The 19,899-nt window shown below is 54.3% G+C and carries 16 protein-coding genes and 3 pseudogenes; 10 read left to right on the top strand and 9 right to left on the bottom strand.

Annotated elements, in window-relative coordinates:
* Positions 1 to 4: 4 nt before the first annotated feature.
* From JN756_RS11455 to JN756_RS11440, 4 genes and pseudogenes are all read left to right on the top strand, one after another.
* The gene (locus tag JN756_RS11455; RefSeq protein WP_034114905.1) at positions 5 to 1,261 is read left to right on the top strand and encodes a TolC family protein; all 1,257 of its coding nucleotides are present in this window, start codon (positions 5 to 7) and stop codon (positions 1,259 to 1,261) included.
* Positions 1,258 to 2,733: an efflux RND transporter periplasmic adaptor subunit gene (locus tag JN756_RS11450; RefSeq protein ID WP_034114904.1), complete on the top strand. Its 1,476-nt coding sequence runs from the start codon at positions 1,258 to 1,260 to the stop codon at positions 2,731 to 2,733. The genes JN756_RS11455 and JN756_RS11450 overlap by 4 nt, the downstream gene beginning before the upstream one ends.
* A complete protein-coding gene (locus JN756_RS11445; RefSeq protein WP_169850850.1) occupies positions 2,730 to 5,888 on the top strand; it encodes an efflux RND transporter permease subunit in 3,159 nt (1,052 codons plus the stop codon). Before JN756_RS11450 ends, JN756_RS11445 begins: the two co-directional genes overlap by 4 nt.
* A gap of 212 nt (positions 5,889 to 6,100) precedes the next feature.
* Positions 6,101 to 6,454: pseudogene (locus tag JN756_RS11440) on the top strand (ATP-binding protein); the annotation flags it as partial.
* Between the two features lie 595 nt (positions 6,455 to 7,049).
* Here JN756_RS11440 and JN756_RS11435 read toward each other — a convergent pair.
* Positions 7,050 to 8,378: an OprD family porin gene (locus JN756_RS11435; protein ID WP_034114902.1), complete on the bottom strand. Its 1,329-nt coding sequence runs from the start codon at positions 8,376 to 8,378 to the stop codon at positions 7,050 to 7,052.
* Between the two features lie 215 nt (positions 8,379 to 8,593).
* Entirely contained in the window at positions 8,594 to 8,932 is a 339-nt protein-coding gene (locus JN756_RS11430; protein ID WP_034114901.1) for a DUF2790 domain-containing protein, read from the bottom strand.
* A 462-nt stretch (positions 8,933 to 9,394) separates the two neighbouring features.
* Between JN756_RS11430 and JN756_RS32375 the strand changes: the two genes are divergently transcribed.
* The 4 genes from JN756_RS32375 to JN756_RS11415 all read left to right on the top strand — a co-directional run bounded on the left by JN756_RS32375 (position 9,395) and on the right by JN756_RS11415 (position 13,446).
* On the top strand, positions 9,395 to 9,775 hold the full coding sequence (locus tag JN756_RS32375) for a four-helix bundle copper-binding protein (protein ID WP_478219646.1): 381 nt from the start codon (positions 9,395 to 9,397) through the stop codon (positions 9,773 to 9,775).
* A gap of 92 nt (positions 9,776 to 9,867) precedes the next feature.
* Complete coding sequence (locus tag JN756_RS11425) at positions 9,868 to 10,257, top strand: DUF305 domain-containing protein (RefSeq protein WP_226926058.1); 390 nt, start codon at positions 9,868 to 9,870, stop codon at positions 10,255 to 10,257.
* Positions 10,258 to 11,096: 839 nt separating this feature from the next.
* The gene (locus JN756_RS11420) at positions 11,097 to 12,020 is read left to right on the top strand and encodes an NAD(P)/FAD-dependent oxidoreductase (protein ID WP_092230476.1); all 924 of its coding nucleotides are present in this window, start codon (positions 11,097 to 11,099) and stop codon (positions 12,018 to 12,020) included.
* A gap of 445 nt (positions 12,021 to 12,465) precedes the next feature.
* Positions 12,466 to 13,446, top strand: coding sequence for a hypothetical protein (locus JN756_RS11415; RefSeq protein WP_169850849.1), 981 nt, complete (start codon positions 12,466 to 12,468; stop codon positions 13,444 to 13,446).
* 394 nt (positions 13,447 to 13,840) lie between these two features.
* Here the strand turns inward: JN756_RS11415 and JN756_RS11405 are convergent, their stop codons facing one another.
* Positions 13,841 to 14,173, bottom strand: coding sequence for a DUF2790 domain-containing protein (locus tag JN756_RS11405; RefSeq protein WP_092230483.1), 333 nt, complete (start codon positions 14,171 to 14,173; stop codon positions 13,841 to 13,843).
* A gap of 248 nt (positions 14,174 to 14,421) precedes the next feature.
* Between JN756_RS11405 and JN756_RS11400 the strand changes: the two are divergent.
* Positions 14,422 to 14,978 (top strand): annotated as a pseudogene (locus tag JN756_RS11400) (IS5 family transposase); the annotation flags it as partial.
* Between the two features lie 385 nt (positions 14,979 to 15,363).
* On the opposite strand, the gene JN756_RS11395 reads toward JN756_RS11400, so the two are convergent.
* The 4 genes and pseudogenes from JN756_RS11395 to JN756_RS11380 form a co-directional block, all read right to left on the bottom strand.
* Positions 15,364 to 15,651 (bottom strand): transporter, encoded by a 288-nt coding sequence (locus JN756_RS11395; protein ID WP_226926060.1) that lies wholly within the window; start codon positions 15,649 to 15,651, stop codon positions 15,364 to 15,366.
* 25 nt (positions 15,652 to 15,676) lie between these two features.
* Positions 15,677 to 16,000 carry a hypothetical protein gene (locus tag JN756_RS11390; protein ID WP_226926062.1) on the bottom strand — a complete coding sequence of 108 codons (324 nt, stop codon included), beginning with the start codon at positions 15,998 to 16,000 and terminating at the stop codon, positions 15,677 to 15,679.
* Between the two features lie 484 nt (positions 16,001 to 16,484).
* On the bottom strand, positions 16,485 to 16,694 hold the full coding sequence (locus JN756_RS11385) for a hypothetical protein (RefSeq protein WP_069553013.1): 210 nt from the start codon (positions 16,692 to 16,694) through the stop codon (positions 16,485 to 16,487).
* A 464-nt stretch (positions 16,695 to 17,158) separates the two neighbouring features.
* A pseudogene (locus JN756_RS11380) lies at positions 17,159 to 17,251 on the bottom strand (peptidase S24); the annotation flags it as partial.
* 99 nt (positions 17,252 to 17,350) lie between these two features.
* Between JN756_RS11380 and JN756_RS11375 the strand changes: the two are divergent.
* Positions 17,351 to 18,052 carry an SOS response-associated peptidase family protein gene (locus JN756_RS11375; protein ID WP_092239324.1) on the top strand — a complete coding sequence of 234 codons (702 nt, stop codon included), beginning with the start codon at positions 17,351 to 17,353 and terminating at the stop codon, positions 18,050 to 18,052.
* Between the two features lie 545 nt (positions 18,053 to 18,597).
* Here the strand turns inward: JN756_RS11375 and JN756_RS11370 are convergent.
* Positions 18,598 to 19,575, bottom strand: coding sequence for an IS5 family transposase (locus JN756_RS11370; protein ID WP_033902000.1), 978 nt, complete (start codon positions 19,573 to 19,575; stop codon positions 18,598 to 18,600).
* A 6-nt stretch (positions 19,576 to 19,581) separates the two neighbouring features.
* Entirely contained in the window at positions 19,582 to 19,878 is a 297-nt protein-coding gene (locus tag JN756_RS11365) for a hypothetical protein (RefSeq protein WP_169850844.1), read from the bottom strand.
* Between the last annotated feature and the right edge of the window lie 21 nt (positions 19,879 to 19,899).

Here is a 19,899-nt window from a genome sequence, read left to right as displayed (position 1 = left end):
GAACATGAATCCCAAGTGCTACTGCACCGGTTGGCCCCTCGTGGCTGCCCTGGCGGCAAGCGTGCTGGCATTGCCAAGCCTTGCTGCACCCCTGACACTCGACGAAGCCTTACGGTTGGCTGAAAACAATGCACCATCGCTGACCGCCCAAGCGGCCAAACTGCAAGCGGCCAGCAGCGCCGCCATTCCAGCTGGAGAACTACCCGACCCGAAGCTCCTGCTGGGCATACAAGACTATCCCATCGGTGGCCCTGACCGCTGGCGCCTCGAGCAGGACGGTATGACCATGCAGATGGTCGGCGTCATGCAGGAGGTGCCCAATCGTGACAAGCGTAGGGCGCGTATCGAAGTTGCCGAGGCGGCCGTAGATCGAGCCGCGGCCGAAGGCCGTGTCGAGCGGCTGAACGTTCGTCAGGCCACGGCATTGGCCTGGATCAGCAGCTACTCCGTCGAGCGTAAAGAGGTGCTGTTTCAGGATTTTTACCGGGAGAACCGTCTGTTGGCCGATACCGTCCGGGCGCAGATCGCCGGTGGTCGTGCCCAACCTGCCGATGCAGTAACGCCGAAACAGGAGGCGGCTCAGTTGGCGGAACAACAGGACGAGTTAATTCGCCTGCGTGCGCAAGCCCGAGCGGCCCTCAAACGCTGGATTGGCCCAGCGGCCAATGACCAGCCCGTCGGCAGCTTGCCCGAGTGGCCCATCGATACCTCAGGTTATTCCCATAAGCTGCAATATCACCCCGCATTGGCGGCATACGCGCCAATGACTCGCGAAGCGCAGGCCAAGGTCCGTGAAGCAGAGTCCGAAAAGCAGTCCGACTGGAGTTGGGAGCTTGATTACCAGCGCCGCAACCGTCAGTTCGGCGACATGGTCAGCGTGCAGTTCACGTTCGACTTGCCACTGTTCCCCGAGTCCCGACAGAACCCGAAGATCGCCGCCAAACACGCTGAACTGAATCAGTTGGAGGCCGAGCGCGAAGCTCTCGTACGTGAACACACCCAGCAACTGGAGGACGATCTGGCCGAATACGAGCGTCTGAACCGTGCCGTGTACCGCAGCCAGGACAGTCTGTTACCCCTGGCCAAGGAAAAAGTCGGGATGACCATGGCCAGCTACCGGGCCGGTAAAAGCGACCTGGCACCTGTCATCACTGCCCGACGTGAACTCATCGAGGCCCGCCTCAAACAGATCGACTTCGAAGAACAGCGAGCCCTCACCAGTGCTCGCCTGTATTTCGCCTATGGGGACACCAATCAATGAGTACTCGAATCTGGAAAGGGGCTTTGCTGGCAGGTCTCTCGATTACCTTGGGCGCTGCCGGCGGTTACTGGTTCGCTCAACAGCGCATGCCTGATAGCGCAGCCGAACAGGCCCCTAAAGCCCAAGACGAACGCAAAGTACTGTATTGGTACGACCCGATGTCCCCGCAGCAGAAGTTCGATAAACCAGGCAAGTCTCCCTTTATGGATATGGAGTTGAAGCCCCGCTACGCGGATGCTGCAGCGGACAGTGCGGCCATCAGTATCGACCCCAGCCTGACCCAGAATCTCGGTTTGCGAGTGGCCACAGTCACTCGCGGCGTGCTTACTTCCAACTTGGACGTGGTCGGTGTGTTGGCATTCAACGAGCGGGATGTTGCAGTGATTCAATCGCGTACTGCTGGCTTTGTGGAGCGAGTGTACGCCCGTGCTCCAGGCGATGTGCTCAAAGCCCATGCGGCTTTGGCCGATATCCTGGTACCGGAATGGGCCGCTGCTCAGGAAGAGTTTCTCGCACTCAAACGCAGTGGCGATGCCGACTTGCTGGCGGCAGCACGCCAGCGCTTGCGCTTGACCGGGATGCCAGCACCGCTGATTGCTCAAGTGGAGCGAAGCGGCAAGACCCAGCCGGTCCTGACGCTCACCAGCCCCATTAGCGGTGTACTGCAAGAGTTGGATGTACGCTCGGGTATGACCGTGGCGGCCGGCGAGACTCTGGCTCGAGTCAATGGATTGAGCAGCGTCTGGCTGGCAGTGGCCGTACCAGAGTCGGAGACTGGATCGATCATCATGGGGCAAGCGGTAGAAGCACGTTTGCCAGCCTTTCCGGGAACAGTGCTCAAGGGCACAGTCAGTGCGATTCTGCCCGAAACCAACCCCGACAGCCGAACTGTGCGTGTCCGGGTCGAACTGCCCAACCCTGATGGGCGACTCAGGCCGGGCATGACGGCCCAGGTGCACCTAAAACGCTCTACCGAACAAAGCGTGCTGTGGGTGCCGAGCGAGGCAATCATTCGCACCGGCCGACGCGTCCTGGTGATGCTCGCCGAAGACGCGGGTCGCTACCGCCCCCTAGAAGTGCAACTCGGGCAGGAAAACGAAGGCAAAACGGTGGTATTGAAGGGGTTGGAAGAAGGTCAGCAGGTAGTCAGCTCTGGACAGTTCCTGCTCGACTCTGAGGCCAGTCTCAAGGGCATTGTTGCGAGCACGCTGGAAATGTCACCACCCAGCGCAGCAGCCTCCAGCTTTCATGAGGCGGATGGGCAGATCGTCGAGATCAATAACCAAGACGTAACAATCGCCCTTGGTCCGTTCAAGACGCTGGGCATGCCTGGTATGACCATGACCTTCCCATTGACTGACCCTGCTCTCGTTCAAGGTCTCAAGACGGGAGACAAGGTTAGGGTATCGGTTAGCCAAACCGATGATGGTTTACGCATTGAACGCCTGGAAAAACTAAGGGGTCAGCCATGATCGCCGCCCTGATTCGCTGGTCAGTGGCCAACCGATTTCTAGTGCTGCTGGCGACGATCTTCGTCACGGTCTGGGGCGTCTGGTCGGTTCAGAGCACGCCGATCGATGCACTTCCGGATCTCTCCGATGCTCAGGTAATCATCCGCACCCCTTATGCGGGACAAGCGCCGCAGATCGTTGAGAACCAGGTGACCTACCCGTTGGCCACCACCATGCTCTCGGTGCCAGGGGCCAAGACCGTACGCGGCTATTCCTTTTTCGGCGACAGCTTCGTTTACGTGCTGTTCGAAGACGGTACCGATTTGTATTGGGCCCGCTCCCGGGTGCTGGAATACTTGAGTCAGGTCCAAAGCCGACTGCCGACTTCCGCCAAACCGTCCTTGGGGCCAGACGCCACAGGCGTGGGCTGGATCTATCAGTACGCACTAGTGGACCGCAGTGGCGGACACGACCTGGCGCAACTGCGCGCCTTGCAGGACTGGTTCCTCAAGTTCGAACTCAAGACCCTGCCCAACGTTGCGGAGGTGGCCACCGTGGGTGGCATGGTCAAGCAGTATCAGGTCCAACTCGATCCACTCAAGCTGGCCAGCCTCGGTATCACTCAGGCTGAGGTAACCGACGCTATTGGCAAGGCCAATCAGGAAACCGGTGGTGCGTTGCTGGAGATGGCGGAGACCGAGTTCATGGTGCGCGCCTCCGGATACCTGAAGACGCTGAATGACTTTCGTGCCATTCCGCTCAAGCTCGGTGCTGGCGGGGTGCCAGTGTCCCTAGGCGACGTGGCGACGATCCAGCTGGGGCCGGAGATGCGCCGCGGCATCACTGAACTCGACGGCGAAGGCGAAACCGTCGGCGGCGTGGTGATTCTGCGCAGCGGCAAGAACGCTCGCGAAACCATTGCGGCGGTCAAGGCCAAACTGGACGACCTGAAAAGCAGTCTGCCGGCCGGGGTGGAAATCGTCACCACCTACGACCGCAGCAAACTGATCGACCGCGCAGTGGAAAACCTCAGCTACAAACTGCTTGAGGAGTTCATGGTCGTCGCGTTGGTCTGTGGGATATTTCTCTGGCACCTACGTTCATCCCTAGTGGCCATTATCTCTTTGCCGGTGGGGGTGCTCATTGCCTTCATCGTCATGCGGCATCAAGGAATCAACGCCAACATCATGTCCCTTGGCGGGATTGCTATTGCCATCGGCGCCATGGTCGACGCCGCCGTGGTAATGATCGAGAACGCTCACAAGAAGATCGAGGCTTGGCATGTGGCCCATCCTGGGGAGGAGTTGAAGGGCGAACGTCACTGGCATGTGATAACCGAAGCGGCGGCGGAGGTGGGGCCGGCGCTGTTTTTCTGCCTGCTGATCATCACCCTATCGTTCATCCCGGTGTTCACCCTGGAGGCTCAAGAGGGTCGTCTGTTTGGTCCATTGGCCTTCACCAAGACCTATGCCATGGCGGCGGCGGCCGGACTCTCGGTAACCCTGGTGCCGGTACTGATGGGTTACTGGATTCGTGGTCGGATCCCCAAAGAGGACCAGAACCCGCTAAACCGCTGGTTGATCAGGATCTATCAGCCGGCCCTTGATGCGGTGTTACATCGACCCAAAGTCACCCTATTAATCGCGTTAATGGTTTTCCTCAGCGCGTTGTGGCCGATCTCTCGTTTGGGTGGCGAGTTCCTTCCTGCAATGGACGAGGGCGATTTGCTCTATATGCCTTCGGCTCTGCCGGGGTTGTCGGCACAGAAAGCGGCGCAGCTGCTGCAACAGACCGACCGCTTGATCAAGACGGTACCCGAAGTCGAACACGTTTTTGGTAAGGCTGGTCGTGCCGAAACCGCTACCGACCCGGCGCCGCTGGAGATGTTCGAGACCACTATCCAGTTCAAACCACGCGAACAGTGGCGTCCTGGTATGACCCAGGAAAAATTGGTGGAAGAGTTGGATCGAGTGGTGCGCGTCCCTGGGCTGACTAATATTTGGATACCACCGATCCGCAACCGCATGGACATGCTCGCCACTGGGATCAAGAGTCCGATTGGAGTGAAAATTGCCGGCACAAACTTGACGGAAATCGACGCGGCGACTCAGGCGGTCGAGCGCGTAGCCAAAAACGTGCCCGGGGTCAGTTCGGCTCTGGCTGAACGATTGACGGGCGGCCGCTACATCGATGTGGATATCGACCGCAAAGCCGCTGCCCGCTACGGGTTGAATATCGCTGATGTGCAGTCGATCGTCGCCGGTGCTATTGGTGGTGAGAATGTTGGCGAGACCATTGAAGGGCTCGCCCGTTTTCCGATCAATGTGCGCTATCCCCGAGAGTGGCGTGATTCGCTTGGCGCCCTAGAGCAACTGCCGATCTACACTCCGCTAGGGAGCCAGATCACCCTTGGCACGGTGGCGAAGGTCAAGGTCAGTGAAGGCCCGCCGATGCTCAAGAGCGAGAACGCCCGACCTTCCGGGTGGGTGTATATCGACGTACGTGGCCGGGACATTGCCTCAGTGGTTGCCGATCTGCGTCGTGTTGTCAATGAGCAGGTCAAGCTGCAGCCAGGCATGAGCCTGAGTTACTCGGGGCAGTTCGAGTTTCTTGAACGAGCCAACGCACGGCTCAAGCTGGTAGTGCCGGCCACGCTGATGATCATTTTCGTGCTGCTGTACCTGACGTTTTCCCGATTCGACGAGGCTTTGCTGATCATGGCCACCTTGCCGTTCGCCCTTACTGGTGGGGCATGGTTCCTCTACCTACTCGGCTTTAGCCTGTCGGTGGCTACCGGCGTCGGATTCATTGCTCTGGCGGGTGTGTCTGCCGAATTCGGCGTGATCATGCTGCTCTACTTGAAAAACGCCTGGGCCGAACGTGTAGAGGCCGGCGACAGTACCGAGCGAGGGCTAATAGCAGCAATTAGCGAAGGAGCCGTGCAGCGGGTTCGACCCAAGGCCATGACGGTGGCGGTCATCATTGCTGGCCTATTACCGATCCTATTGGGCAGCGGTTCCGGTAGCGAAATAATGAGCCGCATCGCTGCGCCCATGGTCGGTGGTATGGTTACCGCGCCCTTACTGTCCCTATTTGTCATCCCGGCAGCTTACCGATTGATGCGCCGACGACGCCTCGCGGTTGAATCCATACCCTCGGAAGGAAGCAGGCCATGAAGTGATTGTGTCCGCCACTGCACGCCCCATGATTGTTTGTGCAACGTCATCCAGCAGTCTGATTTTTTGGTCTGGCAGGGGGCGACCTTTATAATCAATCGGTGATCGAACTCTATCGGAACTGCGTCAAAACACGGCTGATAGAGATCGACGCTGGTGGCAGTGCGTTGGGCTGAACCTGATCATGGCGACTCCAAGGGCGTGGGTACAACGGCTACAGAGTGCGCTACCTGCGCCTGCCACACCTGCTGGAAGACCTCTTCGCGAAACTGATGGACAGCTACGCCAAGACCGATCTGCTGATCCTCGACTGGGGGCTTGTGCCGCTTACCGCCGAGCAACGGCGCGACATGCTGGAGTTGCTGGATGACCGCTCTATGCCGGTGGACAAATGGCATGAGCTTATCGTCGATCCGACCTTGGCCGATGCCATTTTGGATCGGCTGGTGCACAACGCTTCCTGCCTACTGACAAACAGCGTCAGCGAGTTTGGTTCCGTTGATGTGTCGCCTGCGGTATCTAAGCGCCCAGACCGGCCCTCGGAGCTTCCGGCTCCTACCTCCTGATGGTCTCGACCCCCGCTACGCGGAGTTTCTGCTTTACGCTCTGCAGAGATCACACCCGACTATCCACTCATGGCAGGTTCAGCCCTTCATTGCTCCGGTTTCGAGCAGCTACTACGGCCTCTGTTGACTTCTGTCGCCCATCCCGTCATCTCGCGATGCCGGTAGCACATGGCAGGCTAAACAGATCTCCCAGGGTAATTCGCGCGACCTTCCTGCTTATGCCTGTCGGATTTACGTCACAGCGCTCCGTGCAAGTATTGGGCTTGGGCAATTATGGCTACCTTACCCCGCTGTGCCGCCTAATCCGCTTCCTGTTCGTCAGGCCAGCATTTTGCCTCGGGCTTCCTTCAGATTCGCGGTCACCCGCGACACCCTTGCCTCTGGCTAACACTTCCCCTTGCCGGGTGTGTAGAGGACTTTCACCTCCAAGTCACCAGTGTGGCCACCACAGCCAAACTGGTTGCGCTTGCGCGCAACGCGCCATGCCTGGCGCACCATAAAAAAAGGCGCCACAAGGGCGCCTAAGCCGCCTCCCAACCAAAGGAGTAACAAAGAGACGGGTTGTACCTGGTGAGCTAGGTAGCTAATGCTCGATTTAGAGAATTTGCAGCGGGTACTCCACAATCAGACGAATCTCATCCAAATCTGATTCGAAGGCGGTAGCCCGAGTCGTCGCTTGGCGCACACGGAAGGACATGTCTTTCAGGGAGCCGGCTTGAATGATGTACTTAGCCTCGATGTCTCGCTCCCAACGCTTCTGGTCCTGCAGTGGAGCGCCATCAGCTCCTCGGCGCATATAGACGCTGTTCGCATTCGAGTAGTCAGCATCCCAGCCCTTCGCGTAACGAGTCATGAAGCTCAGGCCAGGAATGCCAAAGGACTGCATATTCAAGTCATAGCGTAGCTGCAAGGATTGCTCTTTCGGGGAGTTGAAGTCGCTGTATTGGATAGAGTTATCCAGGAAAATAGAATCAGATTGGCGCAGGTAATCAAAATCGTCATCCCCATTGCTGCGCTGGTAGCCAACGGTCAGCGTGTGGGCACCAAACTGGATACCGGTCTTACCGCTCCAGATGTTGTTATCGAAGCTGCCCAGCAGTTTTTTTCCCTCGTCGACTGCTCGGTAGTAGTTCAGGCCACCAATCAGCGCGACAGTCTCGGAAAGTGGGTAGCTTAACGTGGTGCCAGCGTAATACTGGTTCCACACATCTTTGAAGCGGCTGGTATAGAGACTCACACCGATATGTTCGTTAACGGTGTAATCGCCACCCAAGTAGGCGATCCAAGGCGCGTCTACAGATCCTGCATAGAACGTAGCGAAACCATCGCGCATGCTGCTTGAATTCGGTTGGCTCATCGCATGCAGGCGACCACCCTGCAAGGTCAGGCCTTCAATGCTGGTGTTGGCAAACGTGGCGCCACGAAAGCTCTCAGGCAGCAGTCGTGAGTCCCCATACGCCACAACAGGCGTGGAAGGAAATACGTCCCCAACCTTGACGACCGTATCTAGCAAGCGAAGCTTGGCTGCTCCACCGACTTTTGAATAGGTATCCTCAGGCTGACCCTTGCTGTTGTAGGGCATGATGTCTACTGTGCCACCGGCTCCAGAACGGCCATCACCCGAGTCAAGCTTGATCCCCTGCATTGCGAATGCATCAATGCCGAAGCCCACAGTGCCCTGTGTGAAGCCTGACTCAAAACGTCCGATAATTCCGTGAGCCCACTCTTCGGAGTAACCGTTCCCCGTTCGACTGGACTGACCGTTGCGAAAGTCGCGATTGAAGTAGAGATTTCGGTTGAGAATGTTAAAACTGCTCCCCTCAATGAACCCCTCTGGCTTTTGCTCAACGGCCACTGCAACCTGCCCCAGACTCATGCCAAGGGCAATGAGGGAAAGACCATAAAAGTTATTATTATTATTCATGTAATACCCCAGGCTTTTGCTTGGCAGAGTTTTAATGTGAAATATTTATGATTATAAGCATGCAGGTGAACACCCTGCGTGCAGCAGCATAGTTTCACATCTAAAATAACGCTAGCATGACCTAAAAATTACTTTTTTGTCAGCGGAATGTAATTATCCACTTGGTGCTCCATAAATAAACCTTAGTTTCTCTAATGCACTTGGACCGTAAGCGATCAGCCACCATGAGGGCAATTACTGACCAGCACTTGGTACTCGAGGGTATTCAACTTGCCACTCGAGTCTTCGTAGGTCATACGCGAAGGGGCCAACCCACAGTATCTAGATCCTGTGGTTGGGGTCATACTGATAACTTTTGCGATATCAAGGTTCAAACCATACTGGTAATGAACAACCTCAGGTATGGCCTTACCATTTTTGATGGCATATTGCTCCATCGCCTGCTGATTTTCTTGCATCATCCGACCAAAGACGCGATCCCCTCCACCCTCAGCTATGGCAAAGGACGAAACTGCCAATACCGCAATAGCGATGACTGCCTTCAATGATTTCATGACCCTCTCCTAACTCTAATTCACTGATGGTTAGAGAGTAGCTAATGATACCTGTCAGAAAGCTGCCGTTAACATTACATATCTGTCAGGCAAGGTCTTTACTCAATTAATGGCATGCTTAACAGCGCGCCTATAATTTGTGTTTCGACCGTTATTAGGTGACGTTCGGTACTAAACTCAATTCGCAACGAAGTGTTAACCAACCAAGAGCTGACAGAAATGTAATTTTAATTTCAGTCGACTGTCCGCCGAGCGTGGTCTAGGGTGAAATATGAGCCCTTGGCCCTTGGGTATGCACTTACTTGAATGCTATTTAACAGCATCTTGCTCGCGTTACGCTTGGTGCTTGTCTGCAGTATCACTCATCCGCGATCAGTCTGAAATGATCAGTTGTTTTTAATAGAAATTATCGAATGCCGCTGGTCTCAGCACCACTGCTAGTGTTGTCTTTCCTTGGATGCAATGGAGAACATAGCTATGAGCGACACCCCGGTTACCTCTCACAGAAACACTCACCAATACCTGCGGCCTTGCGTTGAGGCGTGTAGCGACTGCCACAAAACCTGTCTGAATACAGCGATGACCCATTGCCTTGAGGCGGGGGGTAAACACCTTGAGGCCGAACATTTTCGCCTAATGATCAACTGCGCCGAGATCTGTCAGACGTCGGCCAATTTCTTGTTGAGTGGTTCCACCTTTCACCACCACGTTTGTGGGGTTTGCGCCGAGATCTGTGATGCTTGCGTGAAGAGCTGCGAACAGGTCGGTGGTATGGAAGATTGCGTCAGGGCCTGCCGTGAATGCGCAGAGATCTGCCGAAAAATGGCTGGCGAACAGAGTTAGTCAAGCCCCATGCAGTACAGAAATAGCAATTTCCGTGTTCGGGGGCCATGGCATGCATGTGCCAACCCTTCGGCGCTAATAGGAGATTCACAATGTCACAGCATATCAAGCACAACAGCTCTAGCCGGTTCACTTTGTCGATGAGGGTGGTAGCGATGGCTGTCGCGGTAATGGCAGCAGCGCCGACGTGGACTAATGCCGCAGAACCCACGAAAAGCGAAGCGATGCAGATGCCTTCCGAGCAGAAGGATCATTCGAAGATGATGAAACAAATGGGCGGCATGTCCATGACTGGTGACGTGGATTATGACTTCGCGGCCAACATGCGCATGCACCACCAAATGGCAGTCGAGATGGCGCAAGCCGAACTCCAGAACGGAAAAAATCCAGAGATGCTCCGTATGGCCAAGGACATAATTGCCGCACAGAAGAAGGAAATCGCCGTATTCGATCAGTGGATTAAAGCGAATAAAAAGCCATGACTATGGTGATGCCGAAGTCGATCTGTGCGCCGTATCTTTGAAGGAAATAACCGCGCCGGTTTGGACGGTAATTCGCTGCCGGCGCATATCACGGTGAACTGGTACTGGACGAAAACTATGCTGCGCTTGGTCCATGGATTTCCAAAACCATTCGAGATAGGCCAAAGACCTGCAAGCAAAGGCACTATTTGAGTCCGAGATGATCTTCTTCCTCTGTCACTGCGCGTTGAGAAGCAAAATCGTTTGAGAGCAGTAGAGACATTGCGAGACCAGAACATGGGCCAAAGCGTTCTGTTCGAGCTAATTTCGATAACTGCATGATGGCCGGTATTGTCCTGCTCGTGGCGCGGATGAGCCGCGTGGTCGGCGGAGCGATTATACCCCGTGCAATGTGTTGGATATGACCGCTCCGCGCTTTGGTACCGCCAGATACGGTCTGATCGGGGCGCCGCGCAAGTACGCTGGCTGGGCGTCTCGAAAATGGCCAACTTTAGAGGGACCGAGGCTGCGCTTACGCCAAAGTGATCGTACGCGGTCAAAAATGACTAATCGGTTGCCGGAAACGACGGTTTTACAGTCGTCCGGCGACCCGTTCGTGGTCGTGGCGCGAGACGGCGAGATGCTTGCGTCTGCCGAGGCCAACACCGTTAATTATCAGTTTCGGACAACGCTACGCAGTGACTTAGACAGCGTTTCAGCTCGGTAAATGAATGATAGATACCAAGTTGGCCGGTGGTCTGACCGCCTGAAACAGTAGTTTTTGGAGTTAGAACTGGGCGCCTCAATTCACTGCCAAATGACTCTGGCTCCGGCAGCGTCGGCAATAGAAGGAAAGCCGGATGACAAGCAAGCAGGCTCAATATCATGTGGTGGATTGCCTTATCGTCGGTGCAGGCCCTGCCGGGCTGACGGCGGCTATCTATTTGGCGCGCTATCGCCGACAGGTTCTCCTGGTTGATGCCGGCCAGAGCCGTGCGGAGCTGATCCCGATCACGCACAACTATCCCGGTTTTCCTCAAGGTGTTTCGGGCGCCGAGTTGTTGGCTCGGCTGCGCAATCAGGCAGAGCGCTACAATGTTTATGTCCGACGAGCCACCGTGAAAGCACTATCAAAGCGAGGAGACGACTTCATCGCCGACATCGACGATGACCGCGTTGTTGCGTCAACTGTGATTCTTGCCACCGGCGTTATTGATAAGCCTCCTGAGATACCCAATCTACGTGAGGCCACTCTCGGTGGCTATGTGCGTTGGTGCCCGATTTGCGACGGATACGATGTCATCGACCAGGACATTGCTCTTCTCGCCTCCGCCGAGGAAGGTTTCAAGCATGCGCTATTTCTCCGTACCTACACCCGCCAGCTCACACTTATTGTGCAACCGGGCGGCAGAGAACTAGACAACGACGAACGTCTCAAAATTGCACAGGCAGGCGTCCGTCTCATCGAGGAACCGATCGAGCAAATCCGCAAGATCAAAGGGCATCGTGTGGCGCTACGCTTGGCTAACGGCGACGAACTCAGTTTCGACACCCTATACCCGATGCTTGGCTCCAACGCACGGACCGAATTGGCCAAAAGCCTCGGCGTAACTTTTGAGAGCGATGGCGAGTTGGTGGTGGACACCGACCAGCGCACGTCAGTCCTAGGGTTGTACGCGGCGGGCGATGTAGTCAACGCGCTCAATCAGATGAGTGTTGGAGTCGCCCATGCGGCGACTGCGGCGACCGCGATACACAACGCCCTCAAGGACAACTATCGCTGATAAGTTAATCTCGAAGAACGGTCTGCTTCGGCCATACACTGATAGCAGCCCACGACATTACGTGCTGGTGAGAGGCAGCTCGGACTGAGCAGCGACCTTTATTTCTGCTCATTAGCAGTAGGGATTTAGTCGGTAATGCTGCGCTGCATGGGGATAGCGTTAATACCACCCAGGCGACACGAGCCTGAGAGGCAAGGCTACGGGAGATGAGCACAGCCACAGCCTTCGCCGCGGGTCGGCTACGAGCGCTTACCGTGCCGGAGCAGACTTTCTCGAGATCAAGCGTCAGGTGGCTGGCGGCGCGATGGCACCGTATACGGCTATATCGAGGGGCCGAGGTACCGGCGCTGCTCGATGAAGCAGAACCGAAGACCCCAATCTGCCGCGCTATACGGAGATCGTGGTTATTGTGCATACATCGGTAGGGAATACTCGGAGTCAGACGATGCCGTTGATCAAAGCAAGTACGCTCTTATCCGCCTTTTTTGTATTCACGACGACGGGCTGCCAACCCCCCAGCGTTCAGCCATTATCAATCACTGGGGATGCCGTAGCGCGACCTCAATCGGCGTGTCAAAAGGAGGACTTCATCTGGAAAAACAAGATTGTGCCTTCCCTCTACGGCTCTGAACTCCCAGCGCTGACTGCGCCAGGCATCGGCGATACCTTAACCTTGGCAATGCCGAGTTTTACGGTTAAGTCGCTGACTGCGCAAGGCGATGAGCTGGAGCAAGGGCGGCGCAAATTGGTGCATGCATTTGGTGCAGAGGCGCGCTTCCGGTTTGTGGCAAACCGTGGAGTGGCGAGTCGCTATACCGGCATCTTCCAAAGTGGCGCCGACTGCGTGACCGGCCGTCTTTCGGTGGCGACTAAGCCGACGGATACGCACTCTGTGCCGGCCTTAGCTTTGAAGTTTTTCATTGACGATAATCACCCGTCGGTCAATCTACAGGTTATGAACTCCATCGACGGCCAAGAGGGATACAACTTCTTCGAAAAGACTTTCAGCAACATCATTCCACCCGCAACCTCTTTTGCGACGCGCTTACTAGCCGGTTTCTTTGAATGGGCAGCCATACGTTTTGGGGCTAGAGATTCAGATCCTGGTCACTTGACCGTTGAGCACCTGGCCGGCATTAACATCGATGGCTCTAAAGTGGCTGCGCCAAGGGCGCCTTATCAACTTATTTTTAAGCCACGGCCGGCAGCTGTTGCTCGCTTCAACGGGGTGACAATGCAGGATGACTTTCGGATAAAGCTGACTGACTTCCCTGTCGGAGAGGTGCTGTACGACGTTTACGCCTTGGATAAAGGCGAGACGGTCGAGCAGGCTAAACTTTTAGGCCAGCTGGTTCTAAATTCCAAGATCGTGGCATCTCGGTATGGCGACGAAAAGCTCTACTTTCAACACAATATGCAAAGATAGTTCGACTGGACTGACCGTTGCGAAAGTCGCGATTGAAGTAGAGATTGCGGTTGAGAATGTTAAAGTTGCTCCCTTCAATGAACCCCTCTGGTTTTTGCTCAACGGCCACTGCAAACTGCCCCATACTCATGCCAAGGGCAATGAGGGGAAGACCATAAAAGTTTTTATTATTCATGTAACACTCCAGGCTATAGCTTGGCAGAGTTTCTTTATGAAATATTTTATCGTTATAAAAACCCTCCGGCACGTGAGAGTTTCTTCTACGCGCCGGCAGACATGACTCCATACAAAAGATAACTCAAGTGCGGCCTGAAAATTACTTTTATGTCAGCTAGCCGTAAGCGCGATTAAACAATCAAACCAAATAATATGACGCAGACATGGCTCCTTTGGACTAGCCTCCGTGCTGGCATTTGGTACCCATAACTATGTACTCCAAGGTATTGAGTTTGCCAGCAGAGTCCTCATAGGTCATGCGCGAAGGCGCAACGTCACAGGATTTGTTGGCTTGGGTGACACTAACTACCTTCTGAACATCCAGGTTCATACCATATTCATAATGAACAATCTCAGGTATGGCTTTACTATTTTTGAGAGCGTATTGCTCCATCGCCTGTTGATTTTCTTGCATCATCCGACCATAAACACGATCTCCTCCGCCTTCAGCCATGGCAAAGGATGAAACTACCAATATCGAAATAGCGATGACTGCATTCAATGTTTTCATGATTCTACGAGCTCTAATTCACTGGTGACTAGATAGTAGCTAATGATACCTGTCAGAAAGCTGCCGTTAACATTACATGTCTGTCAGGCAAGGTCTTTGCTCCGTTAATGGCATACTTAAGAGAACTCTGAAAAAGACTTCCAGCTCTGGTGAAATAACGAACATGACGGTTTTACCCCATGAAACAGATGTCCTTCGCTGATGCCTAGTACGCCGGCAAACGTAAGCAGACCCGCCGCGAGCGCTTCCTGATTGAAATGGATCAGGTCGTGACCTAGAAGGGCTTGATTGCCTTGATCGAACCGCATTATCCGAAGGGCGAAGTCGGTCATCCAGCGTATCCGTTGATGGCGATGCTGCGGGTTCATCTGATGCCGAACTGGTTCGGCTCCAGCGATCCGGCGATGGAAGAGGCACTGTATGAGACCACGATCCTGCGCCAGTTTTCCGGCCTACATCTGGATCGAATTCCCGATGAAACCACGATCCTGAACTTCCGCCGCCTGCTAGAAAAACATGAACTGGCGGGCAGGATTTTGCAGATCATCAACGGTTATCTGGACGATCGTGGCTTGATACGGCGCCAAGGCACCGTGGTCGATGCGACGATCAGTCATGCCCGAGCCCGAGCCCGAGCTCGACCAAGAACAAGGACGGCAAGCGCGATCCGGAAAGGCATCAGATGAAGAAGGAGAATATGTATTTCTTCGGGATGAAAGCGCACATTGGCGTCGATACCGAGTCCGGTTTAATGCATAGCCGACGAGGGCTGTTGACAAATAGCGATCTTGAAAGAGTTCAACGGCGGGCTTCCTGAGGAGCTCATCACCAATTATTTTTGACCGTAAAAAATAAGAAATTAATAAATAACAGTAGGTTATTGACGAATCGAATGACCCCCCTTATCTAGGCATATCTCTCACTTGGCCTTTGACTCCGAAAGTTGACTGGAGAGCACCGCGTTATCTTGCAGGAGGAGCTGCTTGTCTGTGGTCAACTCGGTCAGTTGGGTTTAGCTCGGGTTAAATGTTCCGTCAGCAGGGCACGCTCCCGTTCGCTTACGGCCAGGTTCGTCTGCGTCTCTGCCAAAGACTGCGCGCCATGCCCATGGCGCTGTTCCAGAGCAAGATGGTGTTGGCGCCGATGCCGAATTGATCCACGCGCCGACTAAAGACTGACCCAAGTCCAATCTAACGAAATGCAGCACTGGCATTGGTTCGCAAGAATTCAGAGGGGCTCAGTAAAATCTCGGCACGTGGGTCAATTCGGCATCGGCGCAAACACCCAAGTTCAGGCTTGAATGACCAGCGATTGTTGCCGAGATTTACCAGCCTGCTAGCGTCGTATTGGCCGAGCGGCGCCGTGATCGCCAGGCTGGCGCCGATTATCACATCCTGTTGATAGCTGGGGAACTCCGTCAGGGACATCGCCGGGGCGCCATATAAGTTGACCGAGAAGCGGAATCTTGGATCGATCAACCCTGTAACATTACGATCCTTGGGTTCACCGGCGAGCAGAGCCCGTCAATCTTGCCTCAGGCACCACGATATCGAACTTCCCGGAGCGGCCCCAGACGTCCAGAGATTTGGCAAAAGCAAGCACGACAGTCTTTATATTGAGCTTGGCATCTTGGAGCGGGATTGAGGGGTGGGCCGTCACGCTGCCGTTGAGATCGCTGTAGCCCATGAGCAGGAAATTGATACCGACCGGCGTATTGGCGTAGGACCTGGGTTCGAGATCCTCTGCGACTGCACCGGGGCTACTATGATGAGCGAAGCGGATGCGAACCGAACCAACCTGACGACGCAGAGTTTGTATTTCATTCACATTCGCTCGCTTCCTGTGAGGACCCCAGAGTTCTATGTATTGTTGTAGCGCATCAGCATTCGTTTGGCACTGACAGCTGCCACCAGCACTGTGTGGCCGCACTTCGATCGGATACTCTTGGCCGATCCTCGATTGACCAAAGCATCACGCACTTCCTTGAACCGCTTCCGGATGATGCCGGCGGCCTGGCATTGCAGTTTCCAGTCCTCATACAGGACTAGCACCTCATGATCTGCACGCCCCTATCGCGCCAGCACCAATAGCGCCTGCCCCCCATCACCAAGGTGACAGTCAGCCAAGCGGCAGGCACTATCAGCATCAACAAGGCTGCATTCGACTTGAGCACTTGAAGTGCTGGACGACGGAAACGTCTGAGCAGATACCGGTGCAGTGGGGGGTGTAGTGGTCAACTGCCGTGCAAATAATTTTTTTAAACGATAAATCGAGAGATTAATGCCGCAGATAGCAACGACGCTCCGTGAGTTTAAAACGGGTCTGGCCCCGGCTCTACACCAGTGAAGGTGATCTCAACGGGGTCACTTTCGCGCTGCCACGCTAGCTGATAGACCAGCCACTGGTGCTTTCCTTCTTTACGATCAGCCACCAACAACAGCGTCCATCCTGCCCTCAGCAACTGGTTGGCGTTTTCCTCGCTGCGAGTGCTGATCAACCTCTTCGTTTGGTCTATCGCCATTGCCAATTTCCGTAATGTGCCATCGTTATAGAGGCGTAAAGGCTAGCAGGCCATTTGATGATGAGCCCCTATGCGCAATCCCTTCAATGCGTATGTATTGGTAGCAGAGCTTAGGCGACAACTGGGCGGATTGTGTTGCCATGACGTTTTCTTATAGATCAAAACTAATCAGCTGAAGGTGGTCAAATCGAATGCAAATGTGGTGGTCAATTAGCATGCAATTTCCAATCTCTAGTTTTGTACCAAGCTCAACCGTTAGAAAATCATCAGCCAAGTCGCGTCCTGCAAGCCGGTTTTAGGTTTGAACAATAGACAAGTTTCTGATCAGAGCAAACCTACCGAAATATGTTGACTAGACATTTATTGACTTAAATTTACACATCTAAACATATGAGCGCTGCATACAACCACCACTCAAGCCTTGAGCTTTCATAGTCGACATATGTTCCCCATTATAAAACGGTCGCCGGGGACGGAAACCCGGCAGGCACTCGAAACGAACACAGGGGCAGCTTCAAGCCACCCTCAGCAATAGGGCCTAGAATTGAAAAGCTCATGACGCACCGATCCAAAAATACTGTACGAACATACAGTTAACTTTGTACAAGGTTCGCGGTCAATTCTGTATAGGAAAAATCTGACAGGCGGGACAGCTCATGTGCGGGAGATTCGTGCAGTACGAGGGGATGGCGGTGTTTATGGAGGAGCTAGGCCTCCAGCTGCCATTGTTCGGCGGGTACGACGCGGAGCCGATCAGCCGGTACAACGTGGCTCCGACGACCCGCGTGCAGATCCTGCACAGCACAGAGGCAGGCGTTCATGTCACGCCAGTGAGGTGGGGATGGGCGCCCTTCTGGGCGAAGGGGAAGCGTCCGGACCCTATCAATGCCAGGATCGAGACCGTTACGACGGGAAAGTTTTTCAAACAGCTTTGGCCGGCCGGGCGCGCACTGGTGCCCAGCGAGGGCTGGTATGAGTGGGTTAAAGACCCAAATGATCCAAAGAAAAAGCAGCCGTATTTCATTCGCCTGAAAAGTCAGAAGCCGATGTTCTACGGGGCGCTCGCACAGGCCAGTCCAGGTCTCGACGAGCGCGACGGCGACGGCTTCGTGATCATTACCTCGTCTTGCGAACAGGGCATGGTGGATATCCATGATCGCAGACCTCTGGTGTTATCACCTGAACAAGCGCGGGATTGGCTTGATCCAGATCTCAGCGCAAGGCAAGCAGAGGAAATTGCAAGAGACCGTTCCCGGTCGGAAGCCCACTTCGAATGGTATACCGTAGGCAAAGAGGTGGGGAACGTGAAAAACCAGGGAGCACAATTGCTGCTTCCCTGGCGCTCAGAAGAAAACTAAGCTTCGATAGAACGGCTCTAGCCCAAATTACAGTACGCTTTTGATATACGCCGCTATTTGTGAAAATAATGCCTTAATAGCTTCGAACGCGTTATTAATCCAACTTTGTAACGTCTCGATTGCGTTTAATATGAAACTATTGATTTTCGAATAAATATTCGAAAGGACTCCTCCAATGTTATCCATAAGATTAACGACAGCATTTTGGTCTGAAGGACTCATGTTAGAGACAAGCTCTATAGCTGTATCGTAGGCTTTATCGATTGCCTGATTCGCGTTAACTTTGGCAGTTTGTCCGCTTCTCCTCATGCTTTCCCTAAATTTCTCAACAGCACTACCATCTTTCGCACTCTGCATAAAATTAGAGACGCTGGTGCTAATCTCATTCTGAGCTTGGTTAGGGAAGGTCTGAAGTAAGCAGCCGTTTTTAACGGCCTCGCTGTCTGAGGTTCAAAAAACACCGACTTAATCGAAAATCAGACCTTTCCTCCTGTCAGTTCACTGTTTTTTGCGGAATAGCACCTTTTCAGGGCTCATTGTCCACATCACAGGCGCACCTCGCCTGCATTCAACAGTCGTTTTCGCATCATCCACAGGTTCGATAAGGCAAACAGTGTGGTCTGCTGCGCGGTGTTTTTCACCAAGCCTCGGAAGCGGACTTTCGTATAACCAAACTGGCGCTTGATCACCCTGAATGGATGCTCAACCTTGGCCCGGACTTGAGCTTTCGCGTATTCGATTTTGCGGCGCATGCGACCGATCAGGCTCTTTTTTGCATGCTTCTTATAGCTGCTGGGGCGCGCTGCGATCGACCAGATCATCTGGCGATGTTGATGCTCCGCACGCTTCTCCACGCCGGTGTAACCGGCATCGCCAGAGACGTAAGTTTCCTCGCCATGCAGCAACTGATCGACCTGAGTCACGTCCGCCACATTCGCCGCCGTGCCCACCACGCTATGTACCAGACCGGATTCAACATCGACACCGATGTGCGATTTCATCCCGAAATAGTACTGATTTCCTTTCTTTGTCTGGTGCATTTCGGGGTCGCGTTTACCGTCCTTGTTCTTGGTCGAACTGGGCGCATGAATGATCGTCGCATCGACCACAGTTCCCTGACGCAGCAGCAAACCTCGGTCGCCCAAATAGCCGTTGATGACCTGCAAAATCCCACCGGCCAGCTCATGTTTTTCCAACAGCCGGCGGAAGTTGAGGATCGTGGTTTCATCCGGAATCCGATCCAAATGCAGCCCGGCAAACTGGCGCAGAATCGTGGTTTCGTAGAGGGACTCTTCCATCGCCGGATCGCTGTAGCCGAACCAGTTTTGCATCAGATGAACCCGCAGCATGGCCATCAACGGATACGCCGGACGACCGCCTTCACCCTTCGGATAATGCGGCTCGATCAACGCAATCAGGCCTTTCCAGGGCACGACCTGATCCATCTCAATCAGGAAACGCTCACGGCGGGTCTGCTTACGTTTGCCTGCGTACTCGGCATCAGCGAAAGACATTTGCTTCATCGGGGCTCAACCGTTCAGTTCGTGGGACAGCCGTATCTCACCAGATTTGGAAGTCTTTTTCAGAGTTTCCTTAGCGGTGTGGGTGGCGCCAGCATTGGCTACCGCCTTGATTTGCTGCAAAGCATCACCGAGCGCATCGCTGTTCGCTACCGGAAGCGATCCCGACTCTTCACGTACAGCGAGAGACTCCACTAACGGAGCGGAGGGATTCTGGGACGCGTTCTCGATGTAACTTTTTGCCCGTGTGCACCGCTCTTGCATGACAACTAGGAAATCGTTTGAGGTAACAACTGCAGAAGTCATATCCATTTATCCTTGTGAGAG

The organism is Pseudomonas sp. Y39-6, assembly GCF_023651955.1.
Classification (GTDB): Bacteria; Pseudomonadota; Gammaproteobacteria; order Pseudomonadales; family Pseudomonadaceae; genus Aquipseudomonas; species Aquipseudomonas veronii.
Note: the sequence above shows the minus strand (reverse complement) of the source record. Positions and strands in the feature narration are given on the sequence as shown.